Origin of the sequence: Enterobacter sp. RHBSTW-00994, assembly GCF_013782625.1 — a bacterium.
In the GTDB taxonomy this organism is placed as follows: domain Bacteria; phylum Pseudomonadota; class Gammaproteobacteria; order Enterobacterales; family Enterobacteriaceae; genus Enterobacter.
Genome location: NZ_CP056199.1, coordinates 1516931 through 1539101 on the forward strand (window position 1 = coordinate 1516931; position 22171 = coordinate 1539101).

Annotated in this window: 23 protein-coding genes; 16 read left to right on the plus strand and 7 right to left on the minus strand. The window is 51.3% G+C overall.

Annotated features, from left to right (window positions below; translation table 11 throughout):
• Positions 1 to 52: 52 nt before the first annotated feature.
• From artM to HV346_RS07170, 5 genes are all read right to left on the minus strand, one after another.
• Positions 53 to 721 (minus strand): arginine ABC transporter permease ArtM, encoded by a 669-nt coding sequence (gene artM, locus HV346_RS07150; protein WP_181622837.1) that lies wholly within the window; start codon positions 719 to 721, stop codon positions 53 to 55.
• Positions 721 to 1437, minus strand: a complete 717-nt coding sequence (gene artQ / locus HV346_RS07155) for an arginine ABC transporter permease ArtQ (RefSeq protein WP_181622838.1) — start codon at positions 1435 to 1437, stop codon at positions 721 to 723. Before artQ ends, artM begins: the two co-directional genes overlap by 1 nt.
• Positions 1438 to 1443: 6 nt before the next feature.
• Positions 1444 to 2175 (minus strand): arginine ABC transporter substrate-binding protein ArtI, encoded by a 732-nt coding sequence (gene artI / locus HV346_RS07160; protein WP_181622839.1) that lies wholly within the window; start codon positions 2173 to 2175, stop codon positions 1444 to 1446.
• Between the two features lie 19 nt (positions 2176 to 2194).
• Entirely contained in the window at positions 2195 to 2923 is a 729-nt protein-coding gene (gene artP, locus HV346_RS07165) for an arginine ABC transporter ATP-binding protein ArtP (RefSeq protein WP_181622840.1), read from the minus strand.
• 225 nt (positions 2924 to 3148) lie between these two features.
• Complete coding sequence (locus HV346_RS07170) at positions 3149 to 3664, minus strand: lipoprotein (RefSeq protein ID WP_181622841.1); 516 nt, start codon at positions 3662 to 3664, stop codon at positions 3149 to 3151.
• Positions 3665 to 3755: 91 nt separating this feature from the next.
• Between HV346_RS07170 and HV346_RS07175 the strand changes: the two genes are divergently transcribed.
• The 3 genes from HV346_RS07175 (at position 3756) to HV346_RS07185 (ending at position 5805) form a co-directional block, all read left to right on the plus strand.
• Positions 3756 to 4079 carry a heavy metal-binding domain-containing protein gene (locus HV346_RS07175; protein ID WP_181622842.1) on the plus strand — a complete coding sequence of 108 codons (324 nt, stop codon included), beginning with the start codon at positions 3756 to 3758 and terminating at the stop codon, positions 4077 to 4079.
• Positions 4076 to 4906, plus strand: coding sequence for an N-acetylmuramoyl-L-alanine amidase (locus HV346_RS07180; RefSeq protein ID WP_181622843.1), 831 nt, complete (start codon positions 4076 to 4078; stop codon positions 4904 to 4906). The genes HV346_RS07175 and HV346_RS07180 overlap by 4 nt, the downstream gene beginning before the upstream one ends.
• Positions 4907 to 5181: 275 nt before the next feature.
• Positions 5182 to 5805: a helix-turn-helix domain-containing protein gene (locus tag HV346_RS07185; protein WP_181622844.1), complete on the plus strand. Its 624-nt coding sequence runs from the start codon at positions 5182 to 5184 to the stop codon at positions 5803 to 5805.
• 25 nt (positions 5806 to 5830) lie between these two features.
• Here the strand turns inward: HV346_RS07185 and HV346_RS07190 are convergent, their stop codons facing one another.
• Together HV346_RS07190 and HV346_RS07195 are read right to left on the minus strand one after the other, a co-directional pair.
• A complete protein-coding gene (locus HV346_RS07190) occupies positions 5831 to 6430 on the minus strand; it encodes a hypothetical protein (RefSeq protein ID WP_181622845.1) in 600 nt (199 codons plus the stop codon).
• Positions 6430 to 8007, minus strand: coding sequence for a peptidoglycan-binding protein (locus HV346_RS07195; RefSeq protein WP_181622846.1), 1578 nt, complete (start codon positions 8005 to 8007; stop codon positions 6430 to 6432). Before HV346_RS07195 ends, HV346_RS07190 begins: the two co-directional genes overlap by 1 nt.
• Before the next feature lie 301 nt (positions 8008 to 8308).
• Between HV346_RS07195 and gspC the strand changes: the two genes are divergently transcribed.
• From gspC to HV346_RS07260, 13 genes are all read left to right on the plus strand, one after another.
• Complete coding sequence (gspC, locus tag HV346_RS07200; protein ID WP_181623713.1) at positions 8309 to 9040, plus strand: type II secretion system protein GspC; 732 nt, start codon at positions 8309 to 8311, stop codon at positions 9038 to 9040.
• Between the two features lie 12 nt (positions 9041 to 9052).
• Positions 9053 to 10957 (plus strand): type II secretion system secretin GspD, encoded by a 1905-nt coding sequence (gene gspD / locus HV346_RS07205; protein WP_181622847.1) that lies wholly within the window; start codon positions 9053 to 9055, stop codon positions 10955 to 10957.
• 13 nt (positions 10958 to 10970) lie between these two features.
• Complete coding sequence (gspE, locus tag HV346_RS07210; RefSeq protein ID WP_181622848.1) at positions 10971 to 12449, plus strand: type II secretion system ATPase GspE; 1479 nt, start codon at positions 10971 to 10973, stop codon at positions 12447 to 12449.
• Complete coding sequence (gene gspF / locus HV346_RS07215; protein WP_181622849.1) at positions 12449 to 13657, plus strand: type II secretion system inner membrane protein GspF; 1209 nt, start codon at positions 12449 to 12451, stop codon at positions 13655 to 13657. Before gspE ends, gspF begins: the two co-directional genes overlap by 1 nt.
• Positions 13658 to 13660: 3 nt before the next feature.
• Complete coding sequence (gene gspG, locus HV346_RS07220) at positions 13661 to 14104, plus strand: type II secretion system major pseudopilin GspG (RefSeq protein ID WP_181622850.1); 444 nt, start codon at positions 13661 to 13663, stop codon at positions 14102 to 14104.
• Positions 14104 to 14589 carry a type II secretion system minor pseudopilin GspH gene (gene gspH / locus HV346_RS07225; RefSeq protein ID WP_181622851.1) on the plus strand — a complete coding sequence of 162 codons (486 nt, stop codon included), beginning with the start codon at positions 14104 to 14106 and terminating at the stop codon, positions 14587 to 14589. The genes gspG and gspH overlap by 1 nt, the downstream gene beginning before the upstream one ends.
• A complete protein-coding gene (gene gspI / locus HV346_RS07230) occupies positions 14582 to 14962 on the plus strand; it encodes a type II secretion system minor pseudopilin GspI (RefSeq protein WP_181623714.1) in 381 nt (126 codons plus the stop codon). The genes gspH and gspI overlap by 8 nt, the downstream gene beginning before the upstream one ends.
• Positions 14959 to 15600 (plus strand): type II secretion system minor pseudopilin GspJ, encoded by a 642-nt coding sequence (gene gspJ, locus HV346_RS07235; protein WP_181622852.1) that lies wholly within the window; start codon positions 14959 to 14961, stop codon positions 15598 to 15600. The genes gspI and gspJ overlap by 4 nt, the downstream gene beginning before the upstream one ends.
• Positions 15597 to 16607: a type II secretion system minor pseudopilin GspK gene (gene gspK, locus HV346_RS07240; protein WP_181622853.1), complete on the plus strand. Its 1011-nt coding sequence runs from the start codon at positions 15597 to 15599 to the stop codon at positions 16605 to 16607. Before gspJ ends, gspK begins: the two co-directional genes overlap by 4 nt.
• Before the next feature lie 15 nt (positions 16608 to 16622).
• Positions 16623 to 17768, plus strand: coding sequence for a type II secretion system protein GspL (gene gspL, locus HV346_RS07245; RefSeq protein ID WP_181622854.1), 1146 nt, complete (start codon positions 16623 to 16625; stop codon positions 17766 to 17768).
• Complete coding sequence (locus HV346_RS07250) at positions 17765 to 18250, plus strand: type II secretion system protein M (RefSeq protein WP_181622855.1); 486 nt, start codon at positions 17765 to 17767, stop codon at positions 18248 to 18250. The genes gspL and HV346_RS07250 overlap by 4 nt, the downstream gene beginning before the upstream one ends.
• Positions 18247 to 19035, plus strand: a complete 789-nt coding sequence (locus HV346_RS07255) for an A24 family peptidase (protein WP_181622856.1) — start codon at positions 18247 to 18249, stop codon at positions 19033 to 19035. The genes HV346_RS07250 and HV346_RS07255 overlap by 4 nt, the downstream gene beginning before the upstream one ends.
• A 253-nt stretch (positions 19036 to 19288) precedes the next feature.
• Positions 19289 to 22072: a glycosyl hydrolase family 18 protein gene (locus HV346_RS07260; protein ID WP_181622857.1), complete on the plus strand. Its 2784-nt coding sequence runs from the start codon at positions 19289 to 19291 to the stop codon at positions 22070 to 22072.
• The last annotated feature ends 99 nt before the right edge of the window (positions 22073 to 22171 follow it).

Below are 22171 nucleotides of genomic sequence, written 5' to 3' on the forward strand. Positions count from 1 at the left end.
GCAGTCTTTAGACTTGCCCGTCTCTGTTATTGCTTTTTATGCAAAGTTTACGCTAATTACGGCGCTCAAATGCCAGGGCTTTACGTTCGATGAGGCGCATCATCAGCGTCAGCAAACCGTTAACCACCAGGTAAACCAGGCCTGCCGCACCGAATACCATCACATCGTAGGTGCGTCCATATAACAACTGTCCGTGACCCATCACTTCCATCAGCGTGATGGTATAGGCCAGCGAGGTGCTTTTGAACACCAGCACGACTTCGTTAGAGTACGAAGAAAGGGCGCGTTTAAAGGCATAAGGCAGAAGGATCGCAAGCGTGTCTTTCTTGCTCATCCCCAGCGCGCCGCAGGATTGCCATTGTCCTTCCGGGATCGCGCGGATAGCACCGTAAAACAGCTGAGTGGTGTAAGCGGCACTGTTGAGCGACAGTGCAATCAAGGCGCACAGCCACGGCTCGGAAAGCAGATGCCAGATAACCGGATAGTTCTGCAACGTCGGAAACTGGCCCGGCCCGTAGTAAATCAGGAAGATCTGCACCAGCAGCGGCGTACCGGTGAACAGGGTGATGTAACCACGTACAATCCAGACCACGACGGGCGTTTTCAGCGTCAGCACAATGGTGAAGACGAGTGCCAGGATCAGCGCCACAATGATCGACGCCACGGTCAGCGTCAGGCTGGTATGCAGCCCTTTCATCAGCTCAGGTAAATACTCAAGCATCAGCCTGGTCTCCGTTCAAAACGCGTTGCACGCAAATCAATACGCTTCAGGATGTACTGACTCAGCAACGTGATCACCAGGTAGATAGCGGCCGCCACAATGTACCAGGTAAACGGCTCCTGGGTACGGGTGGCGATACTTTTGGTCTGCAACATCAAATCATTTACGCTGATCAGGCTGACCAGCGCGGTATCTTTTAACAGTACCAGCCACTGGTTGCCGAGCCCTGGCAGGGCATGACGCCACATTTGCGGCATCACCAGGCGGAAAAAGATCGCAGCTTTCGATAAACCTAATGCCTGGCCCGATTCCCACTGACCAACGGGTACGGCTTTCAGCGCGCCACGCAGGGTTTGCGACGCGTAAGCGGAGTAGAGCAGGGAGAGGGCAATCACGCCACACAGGAACGGACTGACGTCAAAGTTCTCAATTTGCATCTGCACCGGGATCTGCGCAAAACCCAGATTGAGGGTGAAGCCGTCTGACAGCATTAACAGCAGCTGCGAGGAACCGAAATAGATAAACAGGACCACCAGAATTTCCGGTAATCCCCGAAGTACCGTGACCAGCGCAGAGCCAAGCCATGCGATAGGTCGCCATTTCACTGACTCCCACACCGCAAAGACCATCGCCAGCGCCAGGCCGATAATGAGTGCACAAACGGCAAGGCCGACGGTCATCCCGGCGGCGCTTGCTAAAGGAAAAATTTCGTTCATCAGGTCTTACTTCTGGAACCATTTAGCGTAGATGGTTTCGTACGTGCCGTCTTTCTTCACTTTTTCCAGAGCCGCGTTGAATTTCTGCTGCAATTCAGTGTTGCCCTGACGGACGGCGATACCCAGACCCGTGCCGAAATAATCTTTATCGGTCACTTTGTCACCAACGGCAGCCAGCTTGTCGTTTGCTTTCAGCCATTCAGTCACGACGGCAGTATCACCAAAGACAGCATCAATACGACCATTTTGCAGATCCAGTTTCGCATTCTGGTAGCTGTCGTAAGGCACAGTGGTGATTTCCGGGTGCTTATCCGTGATGAATTTCTGGTGCGTTGTACCGTTCTGCACACCTACTTTTTTGCCTTTCAGCAGGTCAACAGAGGCATATTTCCCTTTCTGACCAATGAACAGTGCAGAGTTATCATAATAAGGGGTAGAGAACAGAACCTGTTTTTCACGTTCAGGTGTGATGTCCATACCGGCCATGACCGCGTCAATACGACGGAATTTCAGGCTTGGGATCAGGCTGTCGAACGCCTGATTGCTGAAGGTACAGGTCGCGTCGATCTCTTTGCACAACGCGTTTGCCAGATCCACGTCGAAGCCAACAATTTTGTTGTTTGCATCGATGGATTCAAACGGAGGATAAGAGGCCTCAGTGGCAAAACGAATCGTCTGGGCTGCGGTAGCGGAAAGGTTGACGCTAGCAAGCAGCGCGGCAATCAATACTTTTTTCATTATCATTTCCCCTGGCAAATCAGTGAGATAAATAGTTTTTGAAGGCATCGGTTTGCGGGGCTGTGAAGCAGCTCGCATCACCTTGTTCAACGATATACCCGTTTTCCATGTAGACCACGCGGCTGGCGGTTTTACGCGCCACTTCTACTTCGTGGGTCACAATAACCTGAGTAATATTGGTTTCCGCCAGCTCACGAATAATGCTCACGATCTGGGCGGTAATTTCGGGATCCAGTGCAGCCGTCGGCTCATCAAACAGCAGTACGGCAGGCTCCATCATCAGCGCCCGGGCAATCGCCACACGTTGCTGCTGACCACCAGAAAGGTGCAGGGGGTAGCGGTCACTGTATGGTTTAAGACGCAGGCGTTCCAGCAGCTTTTCAGCGCGCGCCATTGCCTGGTCTTTGCTAAGACCCAGCACGCGGCAAGGTGCTTCAATCAGGTTTTGCAGCACCGTCAGGTGCGGCCAGAGATTGTATTGCTGGAAGACCATACCGACGTTTTGGCGCAGTTCACGAATCGCTTTATCAGAAGGCGCTTTCGCGAAATCAAAATGGTTACCGGCGATAGCCAGCGTGCCCGAACGGGGCATCTCAAGCAGATTAAGGACACGCAGAAGGGAGCTTTTGCCCGCGCCGCTTGGGCCAAGCAAAACCAGCGTTTCACCTTCTGGGCAGTTCAGCGTGATGTCGAACAGCGCCTGGTGTGCGCCGTAGAAGCAGTTAATGCCGTTTAGTTTAATACTCATCGGGGCAGTCTTTACTCATCCAGGCAATCTATAGCAATTGAGGCCGCAGATAGTACCGTTGACAGAATAGTTATGCAATATTTCTGCGTTAAAAGTTAAATATAACCCGTAATCCTATCTAAACATAGCACAAAATAGCGAAGGGCAATTCCGGCGAGTATAAATGTCGGCATTCCTGATGAAATGCCGCACATTTTACGGGGTTAACAATTGATTAACGGGTGGTCAGTGGTTTTCAATGGACTGGCGTAGCGTGCCTGCCGGGGCATGGACGCTGCCGCCGACGTAGCGGACATCATCAATCGCCCAGCATTGTCCTTCACGGATCATCAGCACTTCATCCTGCCAGGATTGTGTGCCCTGGGTGAGTTTCACCCGCAGAGGAATGTTCCGGGCATCGGTGTTCGGGATGGTGGATGCACTGGCGACTTCAGCGCTGTCTGGCAATGTGGTGCGGCTGGAGAACGGGTCAGATTTGAGCAACGCATTATGCTGCGGATCGCGGGTTGCATCGTTCAGCAGTTTTGCCAGGTTGTCACTGAGGTAAGGGCGCAGTGCGGTGATGTCGTTACTGCGATGCTGAATGTGATAATCATAGAATTGCTGTGCTACGGCATCCGGGCCGCCGTCAATACAAGGACCGCTGCGAGTACCGATATCCTTAAAGGCCGGTGTAACCGTGGTGCAGGCGCTGAGCACCAGCGCGCATGGCACTAAAAGCGTTAAAGCAGAGTAGCGCATGTTGATTTCCTTATTTATTTACTATCCTTTCAATCATAGCGTAACGACCCGATAATGCTGCCTGAGCTTCACGCTAAAAAGGAGAGAAACCATGCAGTTTTCAACAACCCCCACTCTGGAAGGGCAGCCGATCATCGAGTATTGCGGCGTGGTCACAGGCGAAGCCATCCTGGGGGCAAACATTTTCCGCGACTTTTTTGCCGGTATCCGCGACATCGTGGGTGGCCGCTCGGGTGCTTACGAAAAAGAGCTGCGCAAAGCGCGAGAAATCGCGTTTAAAGAGCTGGGTGAACAGGCGAAAGCATTGGGAGCGGATGCCGTTGTAGGCATTGATATTGACTACGAAACGGTAGGGAAAGACGCCAGTATGTTGATGGTAAGCGTCAGTGGTACGGCGGTGAAAATCCGTCGATGAAGCGCTCGTTATCTGCGCTCCTGCTGGCCATGCTGCTGGCAGGCTGTGCGACAGAAAAGGGTATCCTTGATAAAGGTGCATATGAGCTGGATACCCGGCATCAGGCACAGGCGGCGTATCCACGTATCAAAGTGCTGGTCATTCACTACACCGCCGACGATTTCGACAGCTCACTGGCAACGTTAACGGACAAAAATGTGAGCTCGCATTACCTCATTCCGGCTCATCCGCCTTCTCCTGATGGCAAGCCCCGTATCTGGCAATTAGTACCTGAAGATCAGCTTGCCTGGCATGCAGGGATCAGCTTCTGGCGCGGTACTAACCGGATAAATGATACCTCTGTGGGCATTGAACTGGAAAACCGGGGCTGGCAGAAAACGGGTGAGGTGAAACATTTCACCCCGTTTGAGCCAGCACAAATTGCCGCATTGATTCCACTCGCGAAAGACATTATCGCGCGTTACAACATCGAGCCGGAGAATGTGGTCGCGCATTCGGACATAGCGCCGCAGCGTAAGGACGATCCTGGCCCACTGTTCCCCTGGCGTGAACTGGCGCAAAGAGGGATTGGCGCCTGGCCAGACCCGGATCGCGTGACGTTTTACCTTAACGGGCGACCGCGTGATCAGGCCGTGGAGACGGCAGCGTTGCTCGATCTGCTGGTGCGTTATGGCTACGCGTTACCGGAAAACAGCACCCCGGCACAGCAGAAGCGGGTCATTATGGTGTTCCAGATGCATTTTCGCCCGGAACGCTGGGATGGTAATGCAGATGCTGAAACGATGGCCATTGCTGAAGCCTTACTGGAAAAATACGGGCAGGGATAATCCTTCGGGATACCTCTGAGTAAGATGCCCGGCACAGAATGTGCTTAGGATTAATCTTAAGTACATTCTCAATTAAATTATAGTTAATTGACTTAAAATTACCCGCACTTAAGATAGATGCATAGCGTGCTAACTCATTGAGTAAGTATAATTATAAACTAAGATTGATTCTTGGTTATATTTTCTTTTATTTAAAAAACACCTTGTTTAATGGCCTCGGCAACACGTTGTCGCGGCTATCTATTATTGATTTTTTGAATTTTAATGAGTGCAATATGTTAAGTATTTACGGTAAAAATTTACGCCCACAAAACGAAATTAACAATATTATTTCGGCTACCACGGAATATGAGGAGAAAACGTTAAAGAAATGGCAAAAAATCAGCACGGCCAATGCTGAATATATTTATATTATTATCAGCGGAGATGTTGAATTTCGCCGAACATCGGATGATCTTTGCATGTTCACGTTACAGGGGCAGTGTATCTTTGGCTTATCCTCTATTTTTCATAATACGTCGCACATCTATGGCGTTGTTCGGGCCAATACGGTTGTGCGCGCCATCAAAAGAGATGCGTTTTCACGATTGATGACTGAAAAAAATCTGTGGCCCGATCTCACGATAGTCCTGTCATGGTATATTTGCCTGATGAGTAAACGAGATGACTTGCTCGTTGCGCGTAGTGCATATTCGGTGGTTCGTGAATTCCTTATGGAAATTAATGAGCTGACGATCCAACAACATCGTGATATCAATGTTTATGATTATATTCAGGAATACACGAATCTGGCACGTAGCACCATTATCAAAATCCTCTCAGATCTAAAAAAAGGACATTATATCGTGGTGGAAAAAGGACGGCTTATCAATATGACGTCTTTACCTGAGAAATATTAATTATCCCGCTGGCTCTCCTTTTTAGTTAAGGAGAGCGATTGACAGCCTGATGGTCCGTTTTCATCTGAATATTATCCTGCGTTTCATCAACAGGTGGCGCGGGGATTTTCCCTTGCGAATAATCCTGCTGCTGCTCCTTTACGGCCTGATTCAACAGTGCTTTTAATGATATATCGCTATTATTCTCACTGACGGAGGCGCGAGCGTGAGACTGCGTGCCGGGTAATGTATCCCGTGATGTATCTTCATTATTATTCCCCTCAGGTGCTTGTTGCCAGTCTGCATCATCGCTGTTAATTGGCATATCCTGCATGGTCGGAATATCGTGTTGCACCACGTCAGGTTTAGGCTGCGGATGCGGGAATGGTTTACTCACATAGATGTAATGCATATCGGAAAGCTGCGTTTCTGATTTGACGGCGTGTGCTTTCACGGGTGCGGGTACAGGGTGACGTAAATTCCAGTAAACATGAGCGTAAAGTCCGGCGATCAACAAGGTACAAAATCCCAGCATCCACAGCAGGGCGGTGATGACGATTTTTTTCAGGCTGGGGAGCCGATATGAAAACCAGACGGCTTCCCCTGTGGTGTGGCTGCGTTGAGCAGCGAGACAGATTGTCGACATTATGAGTTCTTCCCCCGTGTCGCCGGATGTGCTGTTGAGTCAGGCGCCTGGATCAGTACACCTGGCGTGGTATTGGCTTCACGCATTAATCGCATCAATGTCTCTTCACCAGGAATACCATCCGCGTGTAGCTTCATTTTTAGCTGGAACTCGCGAGTGCGTTTTTCCATTTCGGCTGTCCAGTGTTGTGCATGGGTTTCCGGTTCAGCGAGTACCAGACTGAGTTGTTTGTCGAACCACGCCAGATCCTGACGGCTGCTGGCGGCATTAATCGCCTCTTTACCTTGCGGCGTCAGACGGTGTAACAGGGTGTATTTACCCGTCGCATGCTGGTTAAACCAGCCGCGACTCACCTGCCACGTGCGGCCATTGATCAGTAAATCCATCGAATTATCGCCGACCCGGGCGACAACCGCGTAGTTGAGATGATGACCTGTCTGCATCTCACTCACCCACGGATACCCTTCAGATGCCAGTGTGTCCAGTGAAGCCGTCCCCTGTTTGCAGGCCAGATTCACCTTTTCGGCATTTTGGCATAGTGCCTCTTCGGCTGAGGCATCGTAACCCCACATCAGGTACAACTGATGCATTGCATCGGGCTGGTTAACCATTTCATTGTCGATAACGGGAATGACGGGGGCGGCTGTTGTCGATATTTGCGGTTTCCAGCTTGCCGGAACAGGTAACTGAACCGGCAGTTTTGCGCTAATTGTTGGGGTTAAATACCAGCCACAGGCTGCGAACAGGACGGAGGCAAACAGGGCAAGACTCGCCATGCGCTTGCGCCGGGGCTTGGCTGGTAATATCTCTCCAGCCGCCAGGCGAAGATGGCGCGGCCCCACCGTTGCGGCACGCTCTGTCCATGCGGCCAGCATCGCAAGGTGCGCCAGCGCATTTAATTTGCTGACATTGCCTTGTGTTAGCGCATGCATTTTTCGTATGCGTGTGGAAGAGAAGGGGGGCGCTGTGCATCCTTGTTCTTCACACTGCATCTGCATGTAACTCAGCGTTTCGCGACAGGTTAGCGGGCGCACGACATGATGGGTATGAACAAACTCCTGCAGGCCAGCGTGTTGCAGCAGAACGCTCTTCTGATCGGCACAACCCATCAGCACGATGGATAAATGAACATCCAGTTCCTGCGCACGAGTCAGCAACATACCTAATATGGCGAAGCAGCTATCTTTCATCGCTTCTGTATGCGAAATCACCAGTACCTTACTCTTTACCTTCCGCGAGGAAGAGGCGTCCTGCCACTGGCGCAGTACAGTATCAACGGCATGTATCCGGCATTTAGACGCTTGAGTCTCTGGGCTAAGTTTATACAGCAGGTTACTGGCGCTCAGTTTGGGGAAGGCGTTAATTGTGACCATGCCACGGATGCTGATGTTCAGGGCATCACTGAACTGGCTGGACAGTTGCGCATCATTGCAAAAGAGTCCGGTAATTCCCGCCTGTTGCGTCTTTTCTTTCAGCAGGTTGATGATGTCCTGATGATAAGGCACAAAAAATTCCCCCGATAAACGGGTGGCTTTCCTGAACGGCGGGTTTTTGAAATTAAAATGACTCTGATACATAACGGCTTACTGTCTCTTTACGTAACGGGCAACGGTGCGCAAAAAGTAAGATAAGACGATATTCTGGTCAATTTGCAAACAGGATAAAAATAACCTCTTCGCGTTCTCTAACATCGGGTTTTTTTATGGTCAATATTTTTTTTAATGAAAGTTAGTGGCGAAGCCGATAGTCGATTTTGAGCCAACTATTTATTCTTTTCATCAGATGTTAGCGCAGTTTTGTACTGCTTATTATGTTTTGCTAAAGGCCAGGTGAATAATGAGGTTCTCATTTCTCTCACGGTTGATAACACCCTGTGTGATGTTTTTATTGCTGATTTTTTGTGGTCAGCAAGGGTATGTCATCTTTAAAGACTATAAAAAAGTGTCAAATAAGTTGGCAAATACGAATGTAAAACAGAAAAAAACAGTTCAGGACGAAAAACCGTTTACCCTTTTTTCTGCCGCTGTATATCAGGAACATTCACCCGCATTAGTGAGTACGCCGTTAGTGGCAGAAATCGAAGGTATCATCCGTAGCGATGATGCCTGGCTCTCGTTCGCCGTGATTAAGACGCCGGGAGGAGAGAAAAGTTACCGTGAAGGGGAGAACCTTACCGGATTTAACGACGCCTATATTGAAGAGATCAATAAAGACAATGTGGTGGTTAATTACAAAGGTACTGCGCAGGTACTGGCATTAAAAAAACCAGATTATTTTAAAGGTGATGTTGAAAGCGAGCCCATAATGCAACCGACAAACGATGTCGGGGCTGATGGTGTACACCTGGATGATTATCTGGTGTTAAAACCGGTTATCGAAAAAGGCCAACTGGAAGGCTACAACATTAATCCAAGGAATACCTCTTCGTTTTATAACCATTCAGGCTTAAAAAAAGGTGATGTGGCGGTGACGGTGAACTCTGTCGATATGACTGAAGCGGTACAAGCGAAAAGTATTCTCGAAAACTGGTCGAAAATGAAAGACGCAGAGGTTGTCGTCAGACGCCATGCACACCTTGAAAATATTCGGGTTAATGTTCTAAACAATTAAAAGTGTACAGACATGAAGAAATTTCCATGGGCGTGCGTGGCGCTTACCGCATTGTCGTTATATTCCAGTTCGTTGCTTGCAGCAAACTTTAGCGCCAGTTTCAAAAATACCGACATCCGCGAATTTATCGATACGGTTGGACGTAATTTAAATAAAACCATTCTTGTCGATCCTTCGGTGCAGGGATCAGTGTCCGTCAGAACCTATAACGTGTTGACGGAAGACGAATATTACCAGTTTTTCTTAAGCGTGCTGGATCTGTACGGGCTGTCGGTTATCCCGATGGACAACGGCATGGTTAAGGTTGTGCGTTCAAGCGTGGCCAGAACCGCAGGGGTTCCGGTTGCTGACAGTAAGAATCCCGGCAAGGGTGATGAGATTATTACCCGTGTAGTCCGGATGGAGAACGTGCCGGTGCGCGAACTTGCTCCTCTGTTGCGTCAGCTTAATGACGCCAGTGGTGTAGGTAACGTCGTGCATTTCGAACCGTCGAACGTGTTGTTGCTTACCGGTAAAGCCTCGGTGGTAAACCGTCTGGTGGATCTGGTACAGCGTGTTGACAAAGAGGGCGTTCAGCGCCGTGAGATTGTGCCATTGCGTTATGCCTCCGCGAAATCGCTTTCTGACATGCTCAATAACCTCAATAACGAAGAGCAGAAAGGGCAAAACGCGCCGCAACTGGCGACCAAAGTGGTCGCTGACGATGATACCAACAGCCTCGTCATCAGTGGTTCGGAAGCGACCAGAGAGCGAACGCGCGCGCTTATTGGTCAGCTCGATCGTGAGCAAAACAATGAGGGCAATACCCGCGTGTTCTACCTGAAGTACGCCAATGCCAGCAAAGTGGTTCCGGTATTAACCGGGATAGGTGAACAGCTGAAAGACAAGGCCGGGGCGGCGAAAAGCAAAGCGCCAATGGCATCAACCGACCTGAACATCACTGCTGATGAATCGACCAACTCGCTGGTCATTACTGCACAGCCGAACGTGATGAATTCGCTGGAAAAGGTGATCGACAAGCTTGATATTCGCCGTCCACAGGTGCTGGTTGAGGCGATTATCGCTGAAGTACAGGACGGAAACGGCCTGGATCTCGGCGTGCAGTGGACCAGTAAACACGGTGGTGTTCAGTTTGGTTCCACGGGATTACCCATTAGCCAGGTCAAAGATGGCGTAATAAAAGGGGCAAGTTTTACCGGACTGGCAACAGGCTTCTTTAATGGCGACTTTGGGGCGTTGATGAGCGCGCTCTCTACCGATGGCAAAAACGACATTCTCTCGACGCCAAGCGTGGTCACGCTCGATAACAAAGAAGCCTCGTTTAATGTCGGTCAGGATGTGCCAGTTCTTTCCGGCTCGCAGACCACCAGTGGCGATAACGTTTTTAACTCCGTTGAGCGTAAAACGGTGGGGACCAAGCTGAAAATTGTGCCGCAGATTAACGACGGCGACATGATCCATCTGAAGATTGAACAGGAAGTTTCCAGCGTGGACAACAGTGCGACCGAAGATGCCAGCCTTGGCCCTACCTTTAATACGCGCACCATTAATAACGAAGTCATGGTACACAGCGGCCAGACGGTGGTGCTCGGCGGACTGATGGAGAACGTGACGAAACAGTCTGTTTCCAAAGTACCGTTGCTGGGGGACATTCCTCTGGTGGGGCAGTTGTTCCGCTACACCTCCCAGGACACGGCCAAACGCAACCTGATGGTCTTTATTCATACCACGGTCCTCCGCGATGACGAAAATTACAGTGCGGCATCGAAAGAGAAATATGACCAGATCCGTGCACGTCAGCAGCAACGGACGGAAGAGAAGAAGCTGGGGATTATTGAAAACAGTGATAATCCTGTGCTGCCAGCCTTTCCTGAGCAGAGCAGCACCGTGACATCCCGCAATCCGTTTAAAGAATAGAGCGGAGGCCAACGTGGAAGAGTTGAGTCAATACGCGTGCAGCAGCAGCTACGCGAAGGACAACGGTGTGTTGTTTTGCAATGGCGACATTTACATACGCGACGATGCGCCCGCGCATGCACTGCTGGAGGTTCGCCGGGTGCTGGGGCGCACCTTTGCGCCCGTCATCCTGACACCAGAAGCCTTTGAGGAGATGCTGGCGAAAGTCTGGCAGCAGAACAGCGGTGTGTCTCAGCAACTGGTTGACGACATGGATGCCGATATCGATCTGATGGCGTTAACCGAAGAGATCCCCGACAACGAAGATCTGCTGGATAACGATGAAAACTCGCCGGTGATCCGCCTGATCAACGCCATTCTGGGGGAAGCGGTGAAAGAGGGCGCATCCGATATTCATATCGAAACCTTCGAGCGCACGTTGAGTATCCGCTTTCGCGTGGATGGCGTCTTGCGTCCTGTGCTTCAGCCTGCGCGCAAACTTGCGCCGTTGCTGGTATCGCGTATCAAGGTGATGTCAAAACTCGATATTGCTGAAAAACGTCTTCCGCAGGATGGCCGTATTTCCCTGCGCATTGGCCGCAAAGCTATCGACGTGCGTGTTTCGACTATTCCGTCGCAGTATGGCGAACGGGTGGTGATGCGTTTACTCGATAAAAGCAACCTGAAGCCTGACATCAATAAGCTTGGGTTGATTGATGAAGAGCTGGAAAAACTCAAAGGGCTGATTGACCGTCCGCACGGCATCATCCTGGTGACAGGCCCGACAGGCTCCGGGAAAAGTACCACGCTGTACGCGATCCTCTCGGCGCTGAATGGGCATGAACGCAACATTCTGACCGTTGAAGATCCGATTGAGTATGAGCTGGAAGGGGTTGGGCAAACGCAGGTCAACCCACGCGTTGATATGACTTTTGCTCGCGGGTTGCGCGCGATCCTGCGCCAGGACCCGGACGTGGTGATGATCGGGGAAATTCGTGACGGGGAAACGGCGCAAATCGCGGTTCAGGCCTCGCTCACCGGCCACCTGGTGATGTCAACACTCCATACCAACAGTGCTGCCGGGGCGATCACTCGCCTGCGTGATATGGGGCTGGAGTCCTTTTTAATTGGTTCATCGCTGCTTGGCGTCATTGCCCAGCGTCTGGTACGCCGGTTGTGTTTTCACTGCCGGACAACCAGTCCGCTGGATGCCAATGAAAAAACGTTGTTCAGTTTTATGGATAACCCACCCAACGCGATTTATCGCGCCGTGGGGTGTGAACATTGTCGCCAGAGCGGTTACCAGGGACGGGCAGGTATTCATGAATTTTTGGTGGTCGACAGCACAATGCGTCGCGCCATTCATGAAGATAAAGATGAGATGTCCATTGAAACACAGTTATTTAAACAGGCGTACAGCCTGCGTGAAAACGGGCTGCTGAAAGTGATTTCTGGCGTAACGTCGCTGGAAGAAGTGATGCGCGTTACCGCTGAGCGTGGGGGCGATGAGTAATGGCCTTCTATGCATGGACGGCGGAGAATGCCGCAGGGAAAACCCAGCGTGGGACACTACAGGCTGAAGGGCAAAAGCAGGTTCGCCAGTGGCTTCGCGAACAAAAGTTAATGCCGGTCAGTATCACAGAAACGCATGAGAAAGCAGTCACCGGGAAAGCACACACCGGCGCAAAACTTTCCACCCCCGTGTTGTCGATGTTTACGCGTCAGCTCTCGACGCTGGTCAACGCGGCGCTCCCGCTGGAAAGCGCGCTAAAAGCGATTTCGAAACAGACGGAAGATAAAAAGCTGGCGGCGATGGTGGTGGAGATCCGCGAAAAAGTGGTGGAGGGGCATACGCTGTTTGATGCGTTTAGTCAGTTTCCGCGTACCTTCGACAAGCTCTACTGCACGCTGGTGATGGCCGGTGAAAAGACCGGTCATCTGGGCGATGTACTGGAGAAACTGGCGGAGTACAACGAACAGCGTCAGAAGATGAAAAGCAAGCTGACGCAGGCGATGGTCTATCCGATCACCCTGACGGTCGTGGCGATCGCGGTGATCAGTATCCTGCTGGTGGCGGTTGTCCCGCAGGTGATTGAGCAGTTTACCCATATGAAACAGCAACTGCCGATCACCACCCGCACGCTGATTGCGGTAAGTGATTTCCTTCAGGCTTATGGGATCTACATTGCAGGTGGCCTGGCGGCAGGGATTGTCGGCTTTAAGGCCTGGGTCAGGAACGCAAACCATCGCTTTCAGTGGAACCGCTGGCTGGTGAACCGCTCGCCGGTTAAAAAACTGGTGTGTGCCATCAACAGTGCCCGATACATCCGCACGCTGAGCATCTTGCAGGCCAGTAGCGTTCCGCTGCTGGAGGGGATGTATATCGCGATGGACGGCATCGAAAATTTATATGCCCGCCAGGTGCTAGAGCAGGCTGCTGATACCGTACGTCAGGGGGCATCATTATACGCGGCACTGGAACAGGCGAAATTATTCCCGCCCACCATGTTGTATATGATTGCCTCAGGTGAGGAGAGCGGTGAATTAGGTCATTTAATGGATCGTGCGGCGGAAAATCAGGAGTCCGCATTACAGCATCGAATTACATTAACGTTATCGGTATTTGAACCGGCTCTGGTCGTTACTATGGCGACAATTGTTTTATTCATCGTCTTATCAATATTACAACCGCTTTTGCAACTTAATAACATGGTAGGTTAATTCATGGCTGTAAAACAAAAAAACCTGGCTCGCCAGGCGGGCTTCACATTGCTCGAATTAATGGTGGTTATTGTCATTCTCGGCGTTCTGGCGAGTATGGTCGTGCCCAATTTAATGGGAAACAAAGAAAAAGCGGATACCCAAAAAGCGACCAGCGATATTGTTGCTCTCGAAGGATCGCTGGATATGTATAAGCTGGATAACCACCGCTACCCAACGACCGAGCAGGGGTTGCAGGCGCTGGTGACAAAACCGGAAATCGCCCCTGTTCCGAACGGTTACCGCGCGGATGGCTATATTCGCCGTCTGCCGCAGGACCCGTGGGGCAGCGATTATATTCTGGTCAGCCCTGGCGAACATGGCGCGATAGATGTATTTTCCGCCGGCCCGGATGGTGAAGCGAATACGGCCGATGACATTACTAACTGGTCACTCGATAAAAAATAATGAATAAACAACGCGGCTTTACGTTGCTGGAAATTATTCTGGCACTGGTGATATTTGCCAGTTGCGCCATGATGGTGGTCTCCACTATTCCGTCGCGCAGTGGTGCAGATATATTTGGCCAGCAATTAAAAGCACTCGTTGATTATGGTTCCGACCGCGCAGTCATGGACGGGAATATTCTAGGGTTAGTCATCACGGCGGATAAATATCAACTGGTGACGCTAACTGAGAAAAATGGTGAACGTCGCTGGATGCCCTTATCCGCTGGTCGTATTACCACTCTGGGTGATTTCCCTGAAGACATGCACGTTTCGCTTTCCCCTCAGCGTCTGGCCGCCACGACAGAGTCTGAACCGCAGATTGTTTTTTTGCCGGATGGCGAGATTGGCCGCTTCACGTTGACACTGCAAAGCTATGACAAACAGCACTTTTTCCGCGTGGTGTCGCAAGGTGCTGCGCCTGTATCGGTAGAGAATGATGGCTAAAGGCAGAGCAAAACAGAGTGGGATGACGCTACTGGAGGTGATGGTTGCACTGGTGATCTTCTCTACTGCGGCGCTGGCGTTGATGAATTCCGTCTCCCTGAATGTGCGTTTTACGTACGGTCTTGCCGATACGTTACAGGCCAGTTGGGTGGCGGAAAACCAGCTGGCAGAAGCGCAACTGAGTAAAGCCGATTTTCCCGATGCCGAAGAACAAGGGACGGAAATGATGGGAGGACGCAACTGGAACTGGCGCAAGCAACGGATCAAAACCACGAATAACGGCTGGGCGAACGCCATTCGCGTCTATGCGGAAGGGGACGAGAATCAGCCCGTGATTTCCCTGCAAATTATTCCGCCGGGAGCGCGAAAGTGAAAAAAGTGCAACGTCAGCGCGGGTTTACGTTGCTGGAGATCATGATTGCGCTGACCATCTTTGCGGTGATCAGTACGCTTGCCTGGCAGATCCTGGACGGTGCAATGCGCACCAGTTCTGCGACGGATACCCGTGCGGCCCGGCTCAACCAGCTGCAGCGTGCCTGGAGTTTGATGGAGCGCGATTTTTTCCAGCTTCAGGCGCGAGCACCACGTAATGAGCCGGACCTGTTTCGTCAGGAAGGGGAGACGCTTGAACTCACGACGTTAAGTGGGGTAAGCGGAACAGTACAACTGGAGCGTGTGCGCTGGCGTCTGGAAGAAGGCCATTTGTGGCGGGATGTCTGGCCCACGATTGATAGCCCGCCAGACGTGAAGCCCGAAGAAGTGCCGATTATCAGTCAGGTGAAATCCGTGCAGTGGCGGTTTTATCGCAATGGCTGGCAGAAAAACTGGACCGACACTGCGCATCAGCCGGATGGCGTGGAACTCACGCTGACGATGGACAACGGGGAGACCTGGCGCTGGGTATTCACCACTCCAGGGGATATTCCAGATGTGGTGACTGTACCAAAAGAGAAGATGGAGGCGATAACGCCGACGCCTCAAAACGCTCCCGTACCGGGCACAACACGATGAATACGTTGCGTAAACAGAAAGGGGTTGCCCTGCTGGTGGTGCTGATCCTGCTGGTGATGATGTCGGCGCTGGCAGCCAAAATCAGTCAGCAGTTCTGCCGTAATTTGCAGAAAACGCGCTATCAGGTGAGTCAGCAGCAGATCCGCTGGGCCATACAGGCGCAGGAAAAGGTGGTGAAAGATACCCTGCAAACCGACGCCAGCGGCGAAAGTAAACCGCTTGCCCCTGATGGCGACTGGCATCAGCCGCTGGAGACGCTGGGAGAAGACTATACGGTGGTCAGCCAGGTGGAAGACGCCCAGGACTGCTTTAACGTTAACAACCTGCTTGCGGCTGACAACGCGACTCAGGCGGTGAACGTTCAGGCTGCACCGGAAAAACCGCGTAACGAACAGACCCTGGAACAGTTGCTGGCCGACAGCGGTATCAGCCAGGTGACAGCCGAGGAGATTTACCTGCAACTGGTGGATTACCTCGATGCCGATCCTTCCACGGTAAAAGAGGGGGCTGAACGTGATGCCTGGGCCGGGACGGTTCCGGCGCGTTTACCCGCGAATCAAATGATGCGTGATATTGCTGAGATCAAGCTGTTGCCTGCATTTCCCGTCAGTGCGTACCCCAAAGTGAGCAAGCTGCTGTGTGCATTGCCGGATACGGTCAGCAAGGTTGATGTGAACACCCTGAGTCAGGCGAAAGCGGTGATTCTGGCTGCGCTATTTCCCGGCAAACTCACGACAGAGGGGGCTTCTCGCCTGATTGCTTCGCGCCCCGAATCTGGATGGGAAAGTCTGGATGATTTCATGAAAGCGCTGGAGCAAAACGCCCCGCAGCTAAAAGACGATTTACCGAAAGTCACCGAACAACTGGCCATTAACAGCCGCTATTTCCGCGTCCGTTATACCGGTAATACCGATGATTTAACGCTTCGCGTGATCAGCCAGCTTCAGGTGAATCAGGATGCTGGCGAGATTGTGACGTGGCAGCGTCGTTACCGAATGATTGAATAACAAAAGTCGAATTCTATGAAACAGGTACTTTTTATTCGTCCTGACAGCCGTGAGGATGGAGCATTGTGGTGGTGTGTTTCCGGTAGCCAGCAGGTTGATGCTCTGGATGGCACACAAGCGCTTGCCGCACTGGCGGAGCATCCTCTGGCATCTCGCGTATGTTTGCTCTTACCCGCGAGTGAGATGGTCTTTCGCCATTTTACGTTGCCCAAAAAAGGGGGGGCAGCCCAGGCTACGGTATTTTCCTGGATGGCAGAGGAGACGCTGATTGGTGAGGTGGATAACCTGCACTGGACGGTGCTCAACAAAAAGGGCCGTGAGGTTGATGCCGTCGCCATTGACGCAGAACGTCTGCAGTACTGGCTGAGTATTTTTAACGAGGCAGGATTAAAGGTGATCCAGGTGTTGCCGGATGCCTGGTTACTGCCGGTTTCTCCGCATGGGAATACGGTCATCTCTCTGGAGGAGAACTACTGGCTACGCTTTTCTTCGCATGTAGCTTGTAACGTTGATGTAACACTGTTGCCGCTACTGATGCAAAAAGTGCAGAACGGTGAGGTGTGCTGCTATGGCGAGAGCCCGGCGGGCATCCACGTCGATGAGAATCTGCGGTGGCAACACCCGCTGGTATTGATTCAGCCTCAGTGGCAAACCTGTCGTATCAATCTCTTACACGGTAAATTCAGCGCCAGAGGTACAAAGGGCAACACGACAAAAGGGCGTAACGCCGCAATGGCGGTGATGGGAATTTTGTCGCTCGGGCTGCTGTTAGGGCCACGAATGGGCATGGCATGGATGGCGGTTCAGCAAGAAAACCGCTTGCAGCAGGAGATCGTCGATGTCTACCAGCATCACTTTCCCAGTATGCGTCAGCAGAGCAATATCAAATACCACTTTGGACAGAATCTGAAGAAACAGAGTAAAGGGATCTTTCTCCAGCTCGATGAACTGGAAAAAGTGAAGCAGATGGTCCCTGCTGTGGAAATTAATTTGCTGGAATATGACGGCACGCAAAATACATTGACCCTGAGCGTCAGTACGCAAAACCAGGAGGGGCTGAAGGAATTTGTAAGCCAGGCCAGTGAGCGTTTTGATTTTACGCTACAGCCTGTTTCAAATAATTCTCCTTATACCGCCATGATCTCCGGGAAATATAAATGAATGAACGAATTATGCAGCTGAAATCGCGCTACCAGCGTTACAGCGACAGAGAAAAAATTGTATTAAAAGTGTGTGCGGCAGCAGTTTTCTGCGCCGCCGTATATTACGCAGGAGTCCTTCCCTTGGATAATATTATTCAAAATAGCAAATCAACGCTGATGCGACAAAAAGAAACGTTGAACTGGATGCGCAGTGAAATAGATAAAAACCATCTTCAGTTGCAGCAGATTAAAACAGACAACCCTCGCAGCGTCGTGGAAAACAGTGCACACGAGATTAACATATCGCTGACGGATGTGCGTCAGGATGGGCAAGCACTCTCTTTTGCGATCAACCGGATCAACGTTTATGCGTTAAAAAACTGGTTGCGGGAGATGAATATGACATCCGGTATTCGACTGGAAAAAATGAACCTTACACCTGTCGATCATATGAGTGATGTTAAAGCTGAAATTCAGCTCACCTGGAAAAAGGGGGTATGACTAACCTGATGTGGGTCAGGGCATGTCATCCGCTGGGATTCGCACTGATGAGCGGGGGCTTCGGTGCGATTGTTGGGAGCTTTCTGGGGGTTGTGGCTGACCGCGTACCGGGCATGGTGATGAATGAAGGGGAGAGCGGAAATCTCCTTTTGCCCGCGTCGCATTGTCCGGTCTGCAAGCATTCGTTAGCCGTATGGGAAAATATCCCACTGATAAGCTGGCTTCTGCTGCACAGGCGCTGCAGTGAGTGTCACACGCTCATCCCGCTAAGCGTGTTTCTGATTGAGCTTTTTACCGCGCTATTTTTTGGCATTACGGCCTGGTGTATCCCCGGTATCCCGGTGTTGTTTTCAATCTGGTTGCTGGCCGCATTCCTGCTGCCGTTGGCGATGATCGACTGGCGCTACCAGCTTTTGCCGGATTGTTTGACGCAACCTCTGCTGTGGGCTGGGCTGTTACTGACAGCCGTTCTCCATCTCCAGCCATTAACTGATGCACTTTACGGGGCCATAGCCGGCTACCTTTCGCTGTGGTTGCTCTACTGGGCTTTTCGGTTATGCACCGGGCGCGAAGGATTAGGCTATGGTGATTTCAAATTGTTTGCTGCTCTGGGCGCCTGGTGCGGCTGGCAGGTATTACCGACGTTATTACTGGCTGCCGCAGTCAGCGGTATCGTTATTTATGGATTGTTTTATAAATCGCCACATTCACAGGGCGCTATTCCATTTGGTCCTCTTTTAGCATCCTCCGGATTGATTATTTTTATTCTAAATAACATCCATTGATTTTTTATTTGGTGAGTCAAGTTTTTTTTGGGATTATTTCGCCAGGGGAATGAAGGGAAATAATGTGTTTCTCGCGGTATTGTTATAAACATAAGGTGTAGGAATTATTCGCGTATATCTTTTATGGGGGATGAGTAGCGCAATAAATAAATGTTTGGCAACCTTTTATTGAGTCAGTCAATAAGTAATCTCACATGCAAGATGGAATGCATGATTTTTAACTATTCACAAATAAAGTTATCAGGAATTAATAATGAAATTTATGAAGCCTAAATATCTGGCGCTATTAATTGCAGCAGCTTCCGGCTCTGTTTTTGCGGCTGCGCCAGGTACACCGTCCATCAGCAGCGGTAACGATAAATTTGCCCTTGTTGAGGTTGACCAGGCTGCGCAGGACTATAACAGCCTCGTTAAAGTACATAACGACGGTGTGGATGTGAAGGTGGAGTGGAACGTCTGGAGCGGCGATGCACCAACTTCAGCTAAAGTGCTGCTGGATGGTCAAACTGTATGGTCTGGTGCAGGTAGCGCGTCCGGTTCTGCCACGTTTAAAGTGAAAAAAGGCGGACGTTATCAGGAACAGGTTGAACTCTGTAACGCCAGCGGCTGTTCCAAAAGTGCCAGCAAGCTGATCATTGTTGCAGATACTGACGGCAGCCATCTGTTGCCCCTGAATGCGGCAATGCAGGAAAACAACAAAACCTTCGCGCAGCATACTGACAAAGTGGTTGGGGCCTATTTCCCGGAATGGGGCGTGTATGGACGTAACTTCCCGGTAGATAAAATCCCGGCTGCGAACCTGAACCACATTCTGTACGGCTTTATCCCAATCTGTGGTGGCGACGGTATCAACGACAGCCTGAAATCAATCGAAGGCGGGAACAGTTTCCAGGCTCTGCAACGCGCCTGTAACGGCCGTCAGGATTACACCGTAGCCATCCACGATCCGTGGGCCGCGCTGCAAAAACCGCAGTCTGGTGTGTCAGGCTGGGATGACCCGTACAAAGGTAACTTTGGTCAGTTGATGGCGCTGAAAAAAGCGCATCCAGGCCTGAAAGTGTTGCCTTCTATCGGTGGCTGGACGCTGTCTGACCCGTTCTATCAGATGGGTAACCCTGCGATTCGCGCGCGCTTTGTGGCTTCCGTGAAAGACTTCCTGAAAACCTGGAAATTCTTCGACGGTGTGGATATCGACTGGGAATTCCCTGGCGGCGGCGGTGAAAACGCCTCACTGGGTAATCCGCAGCAAGATAAAGCGACCTATACCGCGTTGATGCACGATCTGCGCACCATGATGAATGAACTGTCTGCTGAAACCGGTCGTACCTATGAACTGACCACGGCAATTGGTTCCGGGAAAGATAAAATTGAAGATGTGGATTACACCGCGGCTCAACAATACCTCGACCACATCTTCCTGATGAGCTACGACTTCTACGGCGCATGGAGTAATACCGAACTGGGCCACCAGGCGGCGTTGCATGCACCAGCATGGCGTCCGGAGACCAACTACACCACAGAAAACGGTGTTAAAGCACTGCTGGAGCAGGGCGTACAACCAGGCAAAATCGTGGTAGGCGCAGGCATGTATGGCCGTGGCTGGACCGGTGTACACGGCCAGACTGGCGATAATCCATTTACCGGAACCGCAACCGGGCCGGTAAAAGGCACCTGGGAACCTGGTGTTGTTGACTATCGTCAGATCGTTAACGAATACAAAGGTAAACCGGGCTGGGAATACAAATACGATGCTGATGCTGAAGCCCCGTATGTCTTCAATAAGTCGACCGGTGAACTGATCTCTTATGAAGATGCACGTTCCACTGCGGCAAAAGGCAAGTATGTTCTGGCTAATCAACTGGGTGGCCTGTTCTCCTGGTCCATTGACTCTGATAACGGCGATATCCTGAACGCGATGAATGAAAGCCTGATGGGCGGCAGTTCTTCCGGTTCCGATACTCCGGTTGTGACAAACCATGCGCCGATTGCGGCAGCAGTGGATCAGATGGTCACTGGCCCGGCATCGGTGATTCTGGATGGTTCGTCTTCATCCGATCCGGATGGCGATGCAATTACCTACAAATGGACCCAGATCTCTGGTCCGGCGGTCACCATGACCAACAGCACCAAAGCGAAAGCCTCTTTCAGCGTTAATGCTGTGGCGGCTGACCAGACTCTGGCCTTCCGTCTGACAGTGACGGATGCGAAAGGTCTGAGTAACGCGATTGACGTGCAGGTGGTGAATAAAGCACCAAAAGCGAACCAGGCGCCGGTGGTGAACCCGATGGAAACCGTCTCTCTGCAAGCAGGTGAAAGCTATGCTCTGCATGCTCAGGCAGCCGATCCAGATGGTGATGCACTGACCTATGCATGGAGTGTTCCGGCAGATATGCACGCTACCGGCACGAATACTGCCAACGTGAACATCACTGCACCAGCAGTGAGCGCGGAAACCTCCTACACCCTGAGCGTGATTGTGAGTGACGGTAAAACCAGCGTTCAGTCCAACGTACAGGTTGTGGTGACACCGAAAGCGGCAGATGAAGGCACTCAGCCATCTGACGAAGGAACAACGCCATCTGATGAAGGCACTCAGCCATCTGACGAAGGAACAACGCCATCTGATGAAGGCACTCAGCCATCTGACGAAGGAACAACGCCATCTGATGAAGGCACTCAGCCTTCTGACGAAGGTACGGCTACCGGCAGTTGTGACGCCCCGGTTGATGCTAATGCCAGCAAATATGCTGCGTGGGAATCCAGCAAAATCTACAACAATGGCGACACCGTCAGTGCCGACCATCTGGTGTGGAAAGCGAAGTACTGGACTCAGGGCAACAAACCTGGCTTTGGTGTGGATGCCTGGGAACTGGTGAGCAAAGTGAGCATGAACTGGCGCTCTGACCTGGTTTACAACGGCGGTGAAACAACCACGTATCAGGGCTCTGTATACCGTGCGAAATGGTGGACCCGTGGTGATAACCCTGCCAAGAGTGATGTATGGGTGAAAGAAGGTTCATCTGCAGAGTGTAAATAAGGTTATTAACCTGTCATTACGGGAATGATATCTGCCCGTAATCGTTGGCCACACCCCGCTTCGGGTGTGGCCAATTACACCTAAATAGAATAAATGCAC

Excerpts from the sequence above, each read along its gene's own strand:
- artM (WP_181622837.1), bottom strand. The coding sequence starts at position 721 with ATGCTTGAGTATTTACCTGAGCTGATGAAAGGGCTGCATACCAGCCTG.
- artQ (WP_181622838.1), bottom strand. The coding sequence starts at position 1,437 with ATGAACGAAATTTTTCCTTTAGCAAGCGCCGCCGGGATGACCGTCGGC.
- artI (WP_181622839.1), bottom strand. The coding sequence starts at position 2,175 with ATGAAAAAAGTATTGATTGCCGCGCTGCTTGCTAGCGTCAACCTTTCC.
- artP (WP_181622840.1), bottom strand. The coding sequence starts at position 2,923 with ATGAGTATTAAACTAAACGGCATTAACTGCTTCTACGGCGCACACCAG.
- HV346_RS07170 (WP_181622841.1), bottom strand. The coding sequence starts at position 3,664 with ATGCGCTACTCTGCTTTAACGCTTTTAGTGCCATGCGCGCTGGTGCTC.
- HV346_RS07175 (WP_181622842.1), top strand. The coding sequence starts at position 3,756 with ATGCAGTTTTCAACAACCCCCACTCTGGAAGGGCAGCCGATCATCGAG.
- HV346_RS07180 (WP_181622843.1), top strand. The coding sequence starts at position 4,076 with ATGAAGCGCTCGTTATCTGCGCTCCTGCTGGCCATGCTGCTGGCAGGC.
- HV346_RS07185 (WP_181622844.1), top strand. The coding sequence starts at position 5,182 with ATGTTAAGTATTTACGGTAAAAATTTACGCCCACAAAACGAAATTAAC.
- HV346_RS07190 (WP_181622845.1), bottom strand. The coding sequence starts at position 6,430 with ATGTCGACAATCTGTCTCGCTGCTCAACGCAGCCACACCACAGGGGAA.
- HV346_RS07195 (WP_181622846.1), bottom strand. The coding sequence starts at position 8,007 with ATGTATCAGAGTCATTTTAATTTCAAAAACCCGCCGTTCAGGAAAGCC.
- gspC (WP_181623713.1), top strand. The coding sequence starts at position 8,309 with ATGTTTTTATTGCTGATTTTTTGTGGTCAGCAAGGGTATGTCATCTTT.
- gspD (WP_181622847.1), top strand. The coding sequence starts at position 9,053 with ATGAAGAAATTTCCATGGGCGTGCGTGGCGCTTACCGCATTGTCGTTA.
- gspF (WP_181622849.1), top strand. The coding sequence starts at position 12,449 with ATGGCCTTCTATGCATGGACGGCGGAGAATGCCGCAGGGAAAACCCAG.
- gspG (WP_181622850.1), top strand. The coding sequence starts at position 13,661 with ATGGCTGTAAAACAAAAAAACCTGGCTCGCCAGGCGGGCTTCACATTG.
- gspH (WP_181622851.1), top strand. The coding sequence starts at position 14,104 with ATGAATAAACAACGCGGCTTTACGTTGCTGGAAATTATTCTGGCACTG.
- gspI (WP_181623714.1), top strand. The coding sequence starts at position 14,582 with ATGGCTAAAGGCAGAGCAAAACAGAGTGGGATGACGCTACTGGAGGTG.
- gspK (WP_181622853.1), top strand. The coding sequence starts at position 15,597 with ATGAATACGTTGCGTAAACAGAAAGGGGTTGCCCTGCTGGTGGTGCTG.
- gspL (WP_181622854.1), top strand. The coding sequence starts at position 16,623 with ATGAAACAGGTACTTTTTATTCGTCCTGACAGCCGTGAGGATGGAGCA.
- HV346_RS07250 (WP_181622855.1), top strand. The coding sequence starts at position 17,765 with ATGAATGAACGAATTATGCAGCTGAAATCGCGCTACCAGCGTTACAGC.
- HV346_RS07255 (WP_181622856.1), top strand. The coding sequence starts at position 18,247 with ATGACTAACCTGATGTGGGTCAGGGCATGTCATCCGCTGGGATTCGCA.
- HV346_RS07260 (WP_181622857.1), top strand. The coding sequence starts at position 19,289 with ATGAAATTTATGAAGCCTAAATATCTGGCGCTATTAATTGCAGCAGCT.